We start from the raw sequence: 13075 nt of genomic DNA on the forward strand, positions 1-13075 counted from the left end.
GCAAGAGATCGAGTCGACGCCGCAATCGCCTGGAGGGACCTCAGCGACCTAAATACGCGCTTTCGCGCGCTGCTCCTGCGCGCCTCATCACTTGCTCGACAGCCCAGGCCAGGAAGGGGGACTGGTCACCGACCCGGTAGCTCATGATGACCGGCGAGACGAAGCCGGGCGCATCGATCGGGCAATAGCGAACATCATCGCGGTGCAGCCGCTGGATCGACGCGGGCACCAGCGTGATGCCGACCCCTGCGGCAACCAGGCCCAGCGCCGTCTGCAGTTCGTTGGCCTCTTGGGCCACGCGCAACTGGATCCCGTGTGCACTGAATAGCGACAACAGGTGGTCAGCGTAGCTCGGACGCGGCCGGGCCGGATAGAGGATGAAGGATCGCGCGGCCAGTTGCCGGGGCGTCAGCTGGGCGATATCGGGGATCGGGTCAGACGCGGGTATCGCCGCCACCAGCGGCTCCGACATGACCTGCTGCTGCCGGATGGCCGGATCGTTGAGCGCGATGCGTCCGAAGCCAAGGTCGATGCGGCCTGACTTCAGCGCTTCCACCTGCTCGATGGTAATCATCTCCGCCAGGCCGACTTCCACCTGCTGCTCGGACTCGCGCAGCTCGCGAATCAGTTCGGGAAGGACGCCGTACAACACCGAGGGTACAAAGCCGATGCCGAACCAGCGTTTGTCCTGCTGTCCGATGCGCCGCGTCGTCCCGATGACCTCTTCCAGCCGCACCGTCAGCTGCTTGCTCTGTTCCAGCAGGAAACGCCCGGCTTCCGTCAGTCTAATGCCCCGGCCGACCCGGTCGAACAACGCCACGCCGACTTCCTCTTCGAGCTGGCGGATCTGGCGTGAAAGCGGTGGCTGCGCCATATGCAGCCGCTCTGCCGCGCGGGTGACGTTGAGTTCCTCGGCCACGACCTGGAAGTAGCGCAGATGTCGGAGTTCCATTCCAATACCTTGAAGGTATCAATCGCAACATCATCGGTCTTGGACGTGGTCTCAGTCAAGCGCCATACTTGCCTGGCCACCTTCAGCCTGCGCGTGCCGCAAGGCCTGAATCTGCTGAGCGGGTGGCACGGACAAGCCGCCCAAGCGCGGCAATGCAGAGAGGAGACCATGGATACGTTGTTTCAGTGGCTGGCCCGTACCGGCCGGGCGGGCGCGCTTGCCCTGGCGGCAAGCCTTTCGTTTGCTGCGCCCGCGGCGAAGGCGGCATACCCCGACCATCCGATCCGCTGGATCGTGCCGTTCCCCGCGGGCGGGGCAATGGACAACATCGCGCGCACGCTCGGAGAAGACATGTCGCGTACGCTGGGCCAGTCGATCGTGGTCGAGAACCGCCCCGGGGCGGGCGGTAATATCGGTGCTGAACTGGTGGCGCGCGCGCCTGCCGACGGCTATACGCTGATCATCGTGGCCAACGGCATGGCAGTGAACCCGGCGCTGTACGGCAAGCTGTCGTATGACCCGGTCAAGGATTTCGCTCCGGTGTCGCTACTGGCCGTAGTGCCCAATGTGCTGGTCGCCAACAAGTCGCGCCGGCAGGAGACCACGGTCAAGGACGTGATCGCCCATGCCAAGGCAGCACCGGGCAAATATACCTATGCTTCCGCCGGCAACGGCACCTCAATCCACCTTGCGGCCGAACTGTTCACGTCGATGGCCCATGTCGAGATGCTGCACATTCCCTACAAGGGCAGCGGACCGGCCATGACCGACCTGATGGGTGGGCAGGTGGACTATATGTTCGACAGCATCACGTCGGCCAGGCCACAGATTGAATCCGGCAAGCTGACCCCGATTGCCGTCACCACAAGCAAGCGCTCCAGCGCGCTCCCCAACGTTCCCACTGTGGCCGAAGCCGGGCTGCCGGGCTACGAACTGTCGCCCTGGTTCGCCGCCTTCGTGCCGGCGAAGACGCCGCAGCCCGTGATCGACAAGCTGAACGGCGCGATACTCGAGGCGCTGCGTAATCCTGCCGTGCAAAAACGCCTGGCGCAGATCGGCGCCGAGCCGATCGGAAGCTCGCCGGCGGTATTGCGCGACCACCTGACCAGGGAAACGGAGAAGTGGGGTACGCTGATCCGCCAGCGGGGGATCAGGGCCGACTGATTTAAACCGCGCCTGGCAACCCCGGGCGAGCACCACGGGGAAGACACAGTACCTCCAACACAAAGAGGCCCTTGGCAATCAAAGGGCCTCTACCTTGGTTCTGCGCGGTGCAAGCGACTATAGCTTGCGAATCTTCGAGGCTTGTGGGCCTTTCTGGCCTTGGGTGACCTCGAATTCAACTTTCGCGCCTTCATCGAGTGACTTGAAGCCAGTCCCCTCGATTTCGCTGTGATGCGCAAACAAGTCCTTGCCGCCATCGTCTGGCGTGATGAACCCATACCCCTTTTCGCTGTTGAACCACTTCACAGTGCCAGTCGCCATCTCGTCCTCGGATTTTGGTACGCACGGGCCTGGTGCCCAGAAATCCTTTCATGACTTCGGTGCACGCCAGACATCGTTGATTGTCAGCATAGGCGAAGCGGTGAGCAGGTGCCAAGTGAGGCGGTATCGGAGCGGGCACATTGCCGTCAGCCGATACGGCCCACGAGCGGGATGACCCCGAAGGCAACTGTTGCAACCAGCATGACCACCGCCGCCGACAGCGCCCACAGCAGGGTGTAGCGCTGATGGTCGCCGAACTCGACTTCCGCCAGGCCGACCAGCAGATAGGTGGATGCAACCAGCGGGCTCAGCAGGTGGACCTGCTGCCCGATCAGCGACGCGCGCCCGATCTCGGCGGCGCCGATGCCATAGACCGCGGCGGCCTTGGCCAGGATCGGCAGGATGCCAAAGTAGAACGCGTCGTTCGAAATAAAGAACGTGAACGGGACGCTCAGCACGCCGGTCACCAGGGCCATGTAGGGGCCCATCCAGTCAGGCACGGCGCTGATCACGCTGTGGGCGATGGCGTCGACCATCTTCGTGCCCGACAGGATGCCGACGAAAACGCCGGCAGCAAAGATCAGCGATACCACCGGCACGACGTTGGCAGCGTGGGCGCCGATGCGTTCCTTCTGTTCCTGCAGCGTCGGGTAGTTGACCATCAGCGCGATCGCGCAGGCCACGATAAACAGGGCCGGCAGCGGCACGGTGCCGAGGATCAGCATGGCCATCAGGCCGACGGTCAGCAGGAAGTTGAACCACAGCAGCCTGGGCCTGGCGATTTGCGGATCGCCGGCAGCTACCTCCGGGTCGGTGTCGCCGGCGCGGCCCGAAAACAGGCCGGCATGACCTGGCCCGGTGCTCATCAGGGCCAGGGTGCCAAGCCGGTTGCGCTCGCGGCGGCCCAGCACGAAGGCCACGAACACGCCCCACATGCCGGTGACGATCATCGGCAGGATCATCGGCACGAACAGCGAGCCCACGTCCACGCCGAGCGCGCTGGCCGCGCGCGCGGTGGGTCCGCCCCAGGGCAGGATGTTCATCAGCCCGCCGGCCATCATGATCACGCAGGCCAGCACGAGCCGGCTGATGCCCAGCCGCTTGTAGAGCGGCAGCATGGCGGCGCAGGTGATCATGTAGGTGGTCGAGCCGTCGCCGTCCAGCGATACGAGCGCGGCCAGCACGAAGGTGCCGACCACGATCTTGACCGGGTCGCCGCCGACGAGTTTCAGGATGACGCGCACCACCGGGTCGAACAGCCCAGCGTCGATCATCAGGCCGAAATACAGGATGGCGAACATCAGCATCACGCCGGTCGGGGCCAGCTTCCTGACGCCCTCGAGCATCATCGGCCCGAGTTCCGGGCCGAATCCGCCGACGGCGCCGAACGCAATTGGCACAAGGATCAGCGCCACCATGGCAGAGAGCCGCTTGGTCATGATCAGTGCCATGAACACGATCACCATCGAGTAGGCGAGCAGGGTCAACATCTTGTTCTGTATCTCTTTGCCGGCCAGGCCACGAGAACACGAATGGCCCCGAGGGAGGAACCAGGGGGCACCCGAGCCGGCTGTGTGCGTCCGTCCGGCGCACGGATTTCAAGGCAAGCCGATCCTGCCGGCACGGGACAGCGTGCCGGAACAACGAGGAACGACCGGGGAGAGGCAGCCTTGCGCGCTGGCAAGGCGTGCCGGGCGTGGGCGGGTCAGCCCGCGGAAACGATGCGCTTCGTTACCGCGTCGGCAAACTGCAGCGTTGAGGCAGTACCGTGGAGGTCGCCAGTCTTCACCTGGTCCTGGTTGAGCGTCAGCTCGATGGCGCCGCGCAGCCGCGTGGCGAGGTCCTGCCGTCCCACGTGGTCGAGCATCAGCCCGGCGGCCAGCATCAGCGAGATCGGGTTGGCAATGCCCTGGCCCGCGATGTCGGGCGCCGAGCCATGGACCGCCTCGAAGATCGCCGCGTCGTCGCCGATGTTGGCGCCCGGCGCCATGCCGAGCCCACCGACCAGGCCGGCGATCTGGTCCGACAGGATGTCGCCGAAAAGGTTGGTACAGAGCAGCATGTCGAAGCGCCACGGGTTGAGCACCAGCTGCATCGCGCAGGCGTCGACGATGATGTCGTCCATCGCTACGCGGCCGGCATAATCGCTGGCCACTTCCCGCGCCGTTTCCAGGAAGATGCCGGTGAGTGCTTTCAGGATATTCGCCTTGTGCACCACCGTGATTTTCTTGCGGCCGTTCTTGACGGCGTACTCGAACGCGAAGCGGGCAATGCGGCGGCAGGCGTCGCGCGTGTTGGTGCCCGTAGATACGGCCACCGCATGCGGGTCGTCGCCGACCGGGATGTAGTAGTCGTGCGCCACGTAGAAGCCGCCGACGTTCTCGCGCACCAGCACCAGGTCGATGTTGTCGAAGCGGCCGGGCACCAGCGTTCGCGCGGGGCGCACATTGGCGTAAAGGTTGAATGCTTCGCGCAGGCGCACATTGACGGAGCGGAAGCCGCCGCCCACCGGCGTGGTCAGCGGGCCCTTCAGCGCAAGGCCGGTGCGGCGGATGCTATCCAGCGTGTCTTCCGGCATCGGATCGCCGCTGTATTCCACACCGGCCATGCCCGCGCGCCGCAGGTCCCAGGCGAACGGGGCACCGAGCGCGTCCAGCACCCTGACGGTGGCATCCACCACTTCGGGACCGATGCCGTCGCCGGGGATCAGTGTGGCCGGGATCTGTTCGCTTGCTCCGTTTTCCATCTGTGCTCCTGTCGAGGTGTCCGAACCGCTGGCTCGCCGAGGCCGGACGCTATCCGGCTCGTGCCGCAGGTCCGGCTTGCGAGGGGCAGATTCTATGGGGGGAAGCTGTCAGCAAACTGTCAATGTAACGATTGTGTCCTCGGGGTTTACGCGGAGTCTTCGCCCGGGTGCGCGGCAGCCTGTAGCGCCGGTTGTCAAAGGGCTTCCCCAATCAAGCCTGCGATGCGCCCTCCGTCAGAGCAGCTTGCATGCCTCGTCGAATTCCAGGCGAGGGCCACGCGGAAACAGCTTGGCGGGGTCGCCATAGCCCAGATTGCACAGGAAGTTCGATTTCACATGGCTGTCCGGGAAATATTCGAGCTGGAAGGCATTCTCCTTCGGGTCCGCGGGAAAGAACTCGTGATCGACCTTGGCGTTGTCGAAGCCGGACATCGGCCCGCAGTCGAGTCCCAGTGAGCGGGCCGCAATGATGAAGTACGCGCCCTGCAGGGAAGAGTTGCGCCTCGCGGTGGTGAGCGCGAGTTCCGGTGTGTCGGCAAACCATGAGCGTGCGTCCGCATGCGGGAACAGCTTGGGCAGAAGTTCGTAGAATTTGACGTCATAGGCGATGATGGCAGTGACTGGCGCCGCCATGGTCTTCTCCACATTGCCCGGCGCGAGTGCGGGCACCAGGCGCTGCTTGGCCTCAGGGGTGCGCAGGAACAGGATGCGTGCGGGAGAGCAGTTGGCGCTGGTCGGCCCCCATTTCATCAAGTCATAGAGTTGCCGCAGCGTCTCGTCGCTCACGGGCTGGCTCAGCCATGCGTTGTGCGTGCGTGCCTCGCGAAAGAGCAGATCCATGCCGTCTTCACTCAAGCGCTTGTTCATGGTTGCCTCCTTGTACTGGGATGGACTCCGCGGCTGACCGGCCAGCCCGCCGCTCCTGACTAGCATAGTCACGGATGCCCCTCCGTTCAGCGCACTGCTGATCTGTCCCATCGCCTTGTGGGTCGATCAACAAATGCTTATGGTCGGCAGAAGAATCTTTGATTGTCATTAATGTTTTGCCGGGTCTAGGCTTTTCTCAAGTTCACGTGATTGCTTGAGTGTTTGAACATGGACCACCCCACCTCCAGCCAAGGTCGCACTCCCAATGCAGTGCCACCGGCTGCTGACCAATAACTGCGAGCATTTCTGCGCCTGGTGCCTGTATGGGGAAAGCCGTAGCGAACAGGTGCTCGCGTGCTTCATCGACCCGCGCGCGGCCTTTCGGACTCCCTTGCGCTTCTTCACTGCATTTGTTGCGGCGGCATGGTCGATGTGGCGCACCGGAGCTTGCGTGAGCTGATCATCGATTCTTGCCGGTCGTGGCCGATCACCGTGGTCAGGAACTGGTCGAAGGCCGCGTGGAAATGGCCGCGCGGAAATGGCCGCGCGATTTCACCACCACCGTGCGGGTTTGCGCTGCATTTGGCCGCGACTTCATCTAGGCCGTTTGTTGAAAGGGCGCTGCGGTGCTAGGCTGAAGGCGAATCTTGCCGCCCAGGCGGAGACACCAATGGTCGAAGCTTCCGGACTGAAGCCGGGCATGGTCATCATGCTCGAGGACGAACTTCACAGCGTTACCAGCGCCGGTTATCACGCCGGCAGTGGCCAGCAGGGAAGCGCAGTTTTCGCCAAGTTCAGGAACCTGAAGACCGGTCACATCAAGGAGTTGCGGTTGCGCCCGAGCGACAAGCTCGAGGAGGTCGCGCTCGTTCACCAGGAGATGGAATATCTGTACACCGATGGTGCCGCCTTTTATTTCATGAATCCCGAAACCTTCGAGCAGATCAGTTTTCCCGCAGAGACCATAGGCGCATATCAAAAATTTCTTCGCCCCAGCATGCGAATCCCGGTGCAGCTTTATGAGGGCGAGCCGGTCACCATCGCATTTCCCCCTGCAGTCGAGTTAACCATCGTGTCCACGCCGCCGGGCTTGCGCGAGCATGAAACCTCTACCTTCAAGACCGCGACGCTGGACAACGGCATGGAGGTTCTCGTTCCTCAATTCATCAAGGAAGGGGACACGGTGCGAATCGAGGCTGCTTCAGGAAAATACCTGGAGCGGGTAAGGCACGGGACGCGGAAATCGTGAATCCCATGCTGCGGCATCGCTCCCGGCATGTGCAGCGCCGCGTACAATCGCGCCGGGACGGGCCGGCAGCGGCGGCGGCAGTACCGTATCCGGTACCTGTCCTTCACTTTGAGCCTCGCGTCTGCATATTATGCAAGTATGCGCATGCCATGCATGCCGCATGACCATCGTCGTCGCTCAGGAGTTGTTCATGCACAAGCCACCCAAAGTGGATTTGGGCGGGACGCGGCGAAGCGGACCACCGCGTCGGTCTCACGCCAATCGCTCCATGCCCAGCATCCTGGATCCGATCGAACCGGAAGAGGTATGGGAAGACGTTGAACGGGCCGTCGAGCAGATCGTCGAACGGGTGGTGGAGCCGGTCGATTTTCCCCATGGCCACCATCCGGATGATGACGATGCGCCGGAGGACGGCCGCAACGAGATCACCCGCGCTGCAGAGAGTATTCCCTCGGACAGCCCGGCAGACAGGGCGGACCATAGCGCCGTGCGGGAAGAGCACCCGCCAATGCCGCCAAGCATCGATGACATCCTGGACCAGGATCTGGTCCCGGACCGGATGTACGGCGCGCGGCACGCCGGGAAGGCGGGCAAGCGATAGCCCTGCGGCTGCAGCCAGGGGCGGGCGTCGTGCCCGGCCGGCTTCGGCATACCTGTTGTCGCCAAGCTGGCTGACTTGTTCCCGAGGTTAGCAGGAACCCCGGGCTCACAGCGAAGCGGTTGGCCGATTCTGACCTAGACTGAAAAAGTGTCCTTCGCGCGCTTGGCGGCCGCTTTGGCGCAATGCAACTTCGCTGGCAGCCCGCTCGCGGGCGAATGACAATGGCACGGGCAACGCACTGTTATCTGCTGCCTGAATTCATGTGGATGGATGTTCACGAAGGGGGCATCATGTTGCAAGCCAGCGAAATGCAGCAACGCTTTAGTCATCTGCAGCAAACCATCAGCGAGACATCACGGACTTGTCATGCCGAGGCGGCGATTCCACCGGACTTGATGAACTGGGTGGATGAACTCGACAAGGAATGCAAATCGGCATCGAAGGTCATGTCGTCCAAGGACGAGGACCGGATCCGGCAGTGGGTCGATGATCTCGAACGGATCGGCGATCGTGCAGACCGCGCTTGCCAGCAGGCCGGCGGTCTCGATGCAAAGGTCAAGGATGCAGTCAGTTCGATGCATTCGGAGCTTGCTGACCTGAAGCGCCAGCTGCACTAACCACACTAACCACACTAATCACATTAACCAGCCTGACAGCCCCGGTGCAACCCGCCGGGGCTGATTTCAATTCGCCGCGTTCAAACTTAGGTGATGCACGACAGGTGTCGCCCCGGTTACGCCGGAGGTGCCGGCGGTGGCCCCACCCGTTGCTCCGCCTGGCTTTCCAGCCATTCGCGCCATACGGCAAGCAGCACCGCGAGGATCACCGGCCCGACGAACAGGCCGATCAGGCCAAATGCGGCGAGTCCGCCCACAACGCCGAACATCACCAGCAGGAACGGAATCTTGGTGGCTCCACTGATGACAAGCGGACGAACGACGTTATCGACCCAGCTCACGGCGGTAGCGCCCCACAGCAGGAGCCCGATCCCCGCCACGGTGTGGCCGGTGATGAGCAGCCATGCGCCGATGGGGACCCAGACCGCAAGCGCACCAAAGGGAATCAGCGCAAGGATGGCCGTGGCAATGCCCCAGAACACCGGCGCTTCGACGCCTGCCGCCCAGTAGCCGATTCCGGCGAACGACCCTTGCGCGACTGCGGCGAGGAAGAGGCCGAACACCACGGCCCGCGCGGTGTCGCCCACTGCGATGACATACCCGTGCGCGCGCGGCCCGAGCACCCCTTGCAGGACCAGGCGCAACTGCGCAAGCAATTTCTCGCCGTCGCGGAAGAAAAAGAATGCCGTAAGCAGCGTCACGCCAATGAGCCCTGCGTTGAGTCCCACGCCGCCGGCCAGCCTTGCAAGGGCGCCGCCCCATCGTTCGATCAGCGGCGTGACCTGGGCACGCAGGGCTGCGCGGTCACCTAACAGCACTGATACCCATTCCTGCAGCCATTCGCCAACCCAGGGCAGGCGTGCGAGCGAATCCGGCAGTGCCGCACCCGCGTTCAGGATCTCAGCCGCCTCGCGGTAGGCCGCGACCATCTCGGCACGCAGGAGGATAGTGAGCCCGATGAGCGGCACGCCCAACAACGCGGAAAGTATCAGCGTGGAGATCAGCGCAGCCCAGGTTCGCCGCTGGCGCAGCACGCGGCGCAGCCGCGCGTTGAGCGGCCAGGTGATATAGGAGAGGATTGCGGCCCAGGCGAGTGGCACAAGGAACGGCCGTACCACGACAAAGGACAGGGCGAGCAGCCCGCCGAGCAGGCACACCAGGAGAGTCCGGCGTACCCATACGGCTGCTTGGGAATCGGTCATGGAAGGGCACCTGGGCACGGCATCCGGGCGATGCACGTTGCCAATATGCTAACCGCGGCGCATCACGCCGCATAGGATGCGGTAGCAGCAGCGCGCACATGGGTCAGAAATCGGCGCCAGCCTGCGCGCTGCCTTTCTATGCTGGAAAGCAGCGTGCAGACGCATTCCCGAGGATCGCAAAGCCATGAACGCCATGAACGACAATGCAGCCCTGGCCGGCCGGATCCTGGAGGTCGCCCTGATGCTCGGCGAGCGCCGCGGCTGGGACGCCCTGCATCTGCATGATGTCGCCGACGACATGGGCATCGGCCTGGAAGAGATCCACCGGCATTACCGGCAGAAGGACGACCTGGCCGAAGCCTGGTTCGAGCGCGCTGACCTGGCGCTGGTGCGCGTGTCCGCGCGTGAAGGCTGGGGCACCCTGTCCCATCGCGAGCGGCTGGAGCAGGCCATCCTCGCCTGGCTGGAGGCGCTGGCCCCGCACCGGCAACTCACTGCCCAGATGCTGCGCTACAAGCTGCAGCCGGAGCACGTACACCTGCAGGTGCAGGGCCTGCTGCATATCAGCCGCACCGTGCAGTGGCTGCGCGAAGCTGCCCGCCTGCCGGAATCCGGCTGGCGCCGCGAAGCGGGCGAGGTCGTGCTGACCGGCATCTTCCTTTCCACCTTCGGCTGCTGGCTGCGCGACCATTCACCGGATGCAGGCCGCACGCAGGCCTGGCTCGATCGGCAACTGCGCTGCGCCGAGCGCCTGGCGTGGCGCCGTCCTGGCGACACCGGAGCGCGGCCCGGATGGACACGATCACCCACGCCTTGATGGGCGCGCAGGTTGCGCTGGCCGTCCCCATGGACGAGGCTCCCGGCCGGCGCCTCGGCACGCGCGAACGACTGCTGCTTGGCGCTGCCGCCGGAGCCTTTCCGGATATCGATTTCCTGGGCTTCCTGGTCCATCCGCTGCGTTTCCTGGCCCAGTGGCACCAGGGGCCGACGCATTCGCTGCTGCTGCTTCCGGCCTGGGGCGCATTGCTGGCCGGACTGTTCTGCCTGGTGACGCGCCGGCACCAGGCCTGGCGCGAAGCGCTTGCCGTCAGTTGCCTCGGCGTGGCCAGCCACATCGCGCTGGACCTGATCACCGTTTATGGCACCCGCATCTTCTATCCCGGCTCCGAACGGCGCTTCAGCCTCGGCACCACCTTCCTGGTCGATCCGCTGCTGAGCGGCATCGTTGTATCCGCCGTGGGCCTGGCACTGTGCCTGGCACCGCCGCTGCGTGCGCGGGCAGCCCTGGCGGGCATGGTGCTGCTGTGCGCCTATGTCGGCGCCCAGGGCGTGCTCAGGCAACGCGCGCTGGAACTGGGCAACGAATCCTTGCATGCTGCCGGCATCCAGGCGCAGGGTGTGGACGCGCTGCCACAGCCGTTTTCTCCGTTCAACTGGAAACTGATCGCCCGCGCGGGGACGGACTACCATGTCGCCCACGTCAACCTGGCCGGGCATCCTGCCTGGCTGCCGCCATGGCCGGTGCTGGGGCGCCTGCCCGCCATGGCCAGGGCCTATGTGCCGCCCGCGCACATGGAATGGACGCTGCAGCCGCAGCTGCTGCAGCTTGCGCTGGCGCGGTCCGGGCAGGCGCTCGCATGGCAACTCTGGGTACGGCCGGACTTTGCCGATTTCAGGCGATTCGCTGTCTATCCGGCCCTTTCCGCCATCACTGCGATGCCGGCAACGGACCTGCCGCCGCGCGAGCCAGGCGAAACGGCCGCCTGCGTCTGGTTCACCGACCTGCGCTATGACCTGCCCGCGGTGGAAGACATCTTCCGCTATGGCTATTGCCGCGACAGTGTGCAGGCACCATGGCGGCTATACCGGCTTGCCTATTTCAGCCAGGAGCAGCGCCAGCGACTTGACTAGCACGACATGCGAAATCCCTTCTGCGCCCCCCACAGCTCTCCTCGACGCGCGCGGTCACCATGATTTCAGCGACCGGGATATCCATCTCCCGGCACACGTCCAGTAGCGGCATGCCATTCCTGCCGGCCCCGACCTACCAGGCCATGACCAGGACGGTGGGGCTCAAAATGGAGTGAAGGCCGCGCTGGAACCGGCGCGCTGATGGCGCGTAGTCAAAGCTATGTGCTTGCACTGTTGGGGCTCGGGATGCGGCATGAGTTCTGAGCCGAGCTCCGGCAGTGCCGCGAAGCGAGCGACGTTCAGTGCATGGCACAACGATCGGTGCCCTTGTCGTAGTTCACCCGATCTCCCCGCTGGCCCCCGCTATCGGGACCGCATGAGCTGATACAGGGAAAGCGCCCTGGATGGTGTCTTCGTAATCCGGAAATAGGGTCTCTGAACAGCACCGAATCCCCGGAAGAAGCGTTCCACCGATTCCAGCATGGAACCTGAAAAGTCATAGATCCTGGTTACCGTCGAGGCGAATTTGATGGTTTCCCATATGCAGTAGCTGCCGGCTCCGGTATTGGGTGGCAGGTCCCGGTTTGCGCCACCCATCAGGCCATAGGCGCTCTGCTCATCCCACACGAGATAGGCGCTATAGTGAGCCCGTCCCTCCTCGTCCTCGACGATGAATATCTTGCGCTGCCCACGCTCCTTGCACGCGGCATCGATTCGCCTCGCGACGTCATCGGAATAGCCTCGTCGCCATCTTGGGTCGGTGCCGACATTGCGGTTCAAGGGCAGGAATTCATCAATACTATCGGTGTGGCGCACGTGAAGATTGAAGCGGCCAGTCGCTTTCCGGATGTCCTGTTTCACGGTGGGCTGCATGGCGTTCCAAAGCGACGTCTCGTCGCTAAGGTCCGGGAGAACGTAGGTGTATCGCGTGGTCTGCCGGTAGCCTTTCCAGAAAAAAGGCAGCCAGTTGGTATCGGTGTAATGCCACGCCTGCGCGAAATGATCGAACCTCGGCAATTGTTCAATCAACTCGGTCATCAGCTCCTTCTGCTGGCTGAGCAATTTTGTCGGTTTCGCGTCCTTGCACGCCAGCCAGGGACCCAAGCCATGGCCAGCGGGAGGCTGGGTAAGAATGACAAAACCGTATCTTGTTTTTCTGACATAGGGCATTGCCGCGATCACCTTCCCTGCCCGTTCCACCAGGGTCGCGCTCCACCGTTCAGGCCCGACCGTCGCGTCCAGCCACCAGGCCTGGCTGGAAAACGGGATTGAGCGTTCGATCTCGCAGAGCTCTCTGTACTTCTGCTGATTGATGTCCATATGTCTCAGTCACCGGTGAATGGCCGTTGTCGCTGTACGGCTGGCCCAACCAGACTAGCGGATCCATGGCCGGCGCAACATCATGCCGATGGCGATCAGCCGTCGGACGGACGGTATCGCGGATG

The 13075-nt window shown here is 63.8% G+C and carries 14 protein-coding genes and 1 pseudogene; 8 read left to right on the forward strand and 7 right to left on the reverse strand.

Annotated elements, in window-relative coordinates:
- Positions 1 to 40: 40 nt before the first annotated feature.
- Complete coding sequence (locus AC5WJ1_RS07550) at positions 41 to 952, reverse strand: LysR family transcriptional regulator (protein WP_135705172.1); 912 nt, start codon at positions 950 to 952, stop codon at positions 41 to 43.
- Positions 953 to 1120: 168 nt separating this feature from the next.
- On the opposite strand from AC5WJ1_RS07550, the gene AC5WJ1_RS07555 reads away from it, so the two are divergent.
- Positions 1121 to 2116: a tripartite tricarboxylate transporter substrate binding protein gene (locus AC5WJ1_RS07555; RefSeq protein WP_494476531.1), complete on the forward strand. Its 996-nt coding sequence runs from the start codon at positions 1121 to 1123 to the stop codon at positions 2114 to 2116.
- A 117-nt stretch (positions 2117 to 2233) separates the two neighbouring features.
- Here AC5WJ1_RS07555 and AC5WJ1_RS07560 read toward each other — a convergent pair whose 3' ends face one another.
- The 4 genes from AC5WJ1_RS07560 to AC5WJ1_RS07575 form a co-directional block, all read right to left on the reverse strand.
- Positions 2234 to 2437 (reverse strand): cold-shock protein, encoded by a 204-nt coding sequence (locus tag AC5WJ1_RS07560; protein ID WP_133098249.1) that lies wholly within the window; start codon positions 2435 to 2437, stop codon positions 2234 to 2236.
- Positions 2438 to 2583: 146 nt separating this feature from the next.
- Positions 2584 to 3927: a CitMHS family transporter gene (locus AC5WJ1_RS07565; RefSeq protein WP_135705174.1), complete on the reverse strand. Its 1344-nt coding sequence runs from the start codon at positions 3925 to 3927 to the stop codon at positions 2584 to 2586.
- 215 nt (positions 3928 to 4142) lie between these two features.
- Entirely contained in the window at positions 4143 to 5183 is a 1041-nt protein-coding gene (locus AC5WJ1_RS07570) for an isocitrate/isopropylmalate dehydrogenase family protein (RefSeq protein WP_494476480.1), read from the reverse strand.
- A 234-nt stretch (positions 5184 to 5417) separates the two neighbouring features.
- Positions 5418 to 6050: a malonic semialdehyde reductase gene (locus AC5WJ1_RS07575; RefSeq protein WP_135705175.1), complete on the reverse strand. Its 633-nt coding sequence runs from the start codon at positions 6048 to 6050 to the stop codon at positions 5418 to 5420.
- A gap of 274 nt (positions 6051 to 6324) precedes the next feature.
- On the opposite strand from AC5WJ1_RS07575, the pseudogene AC5WJ1_RS07580 reads away from it, so the two are divergent.
- From AC5WJ1_RS07580 to AC5WJ1_RS07600, 5 genes and pseudogenes are all read left to right on the forward strand, one after another.
- Positions 6325 to 6510, forward strand: a pseudogene (locus AC5WJ1_RS07580) (lecithin retinol acyltransferase family protein); the annotation flags it as partial.
- Positions 6511 to 6520: 10 nt separating this feature from the next.
- Complete coding sequence (locus tag AC5WJ1_RS07585) at positions 6521 to 6652, forward strand: hypothetical protein (RefSeq protein ID WP_255519991.1); 132 nt, start codon at positions 6521 to 6523, stop codon at positions 6650 to 6652.
- Between the two features lie 68 nt (positions 6653 to 6720).
- Entirely contained in the window at positions 6721 to 7299 is a 579-nt protein-coding gene (locus tag AC5WJ1_RS07590; RefSeq protein ID WP_133098254.1) for an elongation factor P, read from the forward strand.
- 160 nt (positions 7300 to 7459) lie between these two features.
- The gene (locus AC5WJ1_RS07595; protein WP_133098255.1) at positions 7460 to 7900 is read left to right on the forward strand and encodes a hypothetical protein; all 441 of its coding nucleotides are present in this window, start codon (positions 7460 to 7462) and stop codon (positions 7898 to 7900) included.
- Between the two features lie 290 nt (positions 7901 to 8190).
- A complete protein-coding gene (locus tag AC5WJ1_RS07600; protein WP_133098291.1) occupies positions 8191 to 8517 on the forward strand; it encodes a hypothetical protein in 327 nt (108 codons plus the stop codon).
- A 116-nt stretch (positions 8518 to 8633) separates the two neighbouring features.
- Here AC5WJ1_RS07600 and AC5WJ1_RS07605 read toward each other — a convergent pair whose 3' ends face one another.
- Entirely contained in the window at positions 8634 to 9719 is a 1086-nt protein-coding gene (locus tag AC5WJ1_RS07605) for an AI-2E family transporter (protein WP_135705177.1), read from the reverse strand.
- 184 nt (positions 9720 to 9903) lie between these two features.
- Here AC5WJ1_RS07605 and AC5WJ1_RS07610 point away from each other — a divergent pair, with 184 nt between their 5' ends.
- Positions 9904 to 10536, forward strand: a complete 633-nt coding sequence (locus AC5WJ1_RS07610; protein WP_494476481.1) for a TetR family transcriptional regulator — start codon at positions 9904 to 9906, stop codon at positions 10534 to 10536.
- On the forward strand, positions 10512 to 11630 hold the full coding sequence (locus tag AC5WJ1_RS07615; protein ID WP_494476482.1) for a metal-dependent hydrolase: 1119 nt from the start codon (positions 10512 to 10514) through the stop codon (positions 11628 to 11630). Before AC5WJ1_RS07610 ends, AC5WJ1_RS07615 begins: the two co-directional genes overlap by 25 nt.
- Positions 11631 to 11993: 363 nt before the next feature.
- On the opposite strand, the gene AC5WJ1_RS07620 is transcribed toward AC5WJ1_RS07615, so the two are convergent.
- Positions 11994 to 12950 (reverse strand): GNAT family N-acetyltransferase, encoded by a 957-nt coding sequence (locus tag AC5WJ1_RS07620; RefSeq protein ID WP_133098258.1) that lies wholly within the window; start codon positions 12948 to 12950, stop codon positions 11994 to 11996.
- Positions 12951 to 13075: the final 125 nt, after the last annotated feature.

The organism is Cupriavidus sp. MEYA8 (assembly GCF_059278825.1).

Bases quoted from the DNA above. Each gene is read 5' to 3' on its own strand.
- AC5WJ1_RS07550 (WP_135705172.1), bottom strand. From the start codon at position 952: ATGGAACTCCGACATCTGCGCTACTTCCAGGTCGTGGCCGAGGAACTC.
- AC5WJ1_RS07555 (WP_494476531.1), top strand. From the start codon at position 1,121: ATGGATACGTTGTTTCAGTGGCTGGCCCGTACCGGCCGGGCGGGCGCG.
- AC5WJ1_RS07560 (WP_133098249.1), bottom strand. From the start codon at position 2,437: ATGGCGACTGGCACTGTGAAGTGGTTCAACAGCGAAAAGGGGTATGGG.
- AC5WJ1_RS07565 (WP_135705174.1), bottom strand. From the start codon at position 3,927: ATGTTGACCCTGCTCGCCTACTCGATGGTGATCGTGTTCATGGCACTG.
- AC5WJ1_RS07570 (WP_494476480.1), bottom strand. From the start codon at position 5,183: ATGGAAAACGGAGCAAGCGAACAGATCCCGGCCACACTGATCCCCGGC.
- AC5WJ1_RS07575 (WP_135705175.1), bottom strand. From the start codon at position 6,050: ATGAACAAGCGCTTGAGTGAAGACGGCATGGATCTGCTCTTTCGCGAG.
- AC5WJ1_RS07590 (WP_133098254.1), top strand. From the start codon at position 6,721: ATGGTCGAAGCTTCCGGACTGAAGCCGGGCATGGTCATCATGCTCGAG.
- AC5WJ1_RS07595 (WP_133098255.1), top strand. From the start codon at position 7,460: ATGACCATCGTCGTCGCTCAGGAGTTGTTCATGCACAAGCCACCCAAA.
- AC5WJ1_RS07600 (WP_133098291.1), top strand. From the start codon at position 8,191: ATGTTGCAAGCCAGCGAAATGCAGCAACGCTTTAGTCATCTGCAGCAA.
- AC5WJ1_RS07605 (WP_135705177.1), bottom strand. From the start codon at position 9,719: ATGACCGATTCCCAAGCAGCCGTATGGGTACGCCGGACTCTCCTGGTG.
- AC5WJ1_RS07610 (WP_494476481.1), top strand. From the start codon at position 9,904: ATGAACGCCATGAACGACAATGCAGCCCTGGCCGGCCGGATCCTGGAG.
- AC5WJ1_RS07615 (WP_494476482.1), top strand. From the start codon at position 10,512: ATGGACACGATCACCCACGCCTTGATGGGCGCGCAGGTTGCGCTGGCC.
- AC5WJ1_RS07620 (WP_133098258.1), bottom strand. From the start codon at position 12,950: ATGGACATCAATCAGCAGAAGTACAGAGAGCTCTGCGAGATCGAACGC.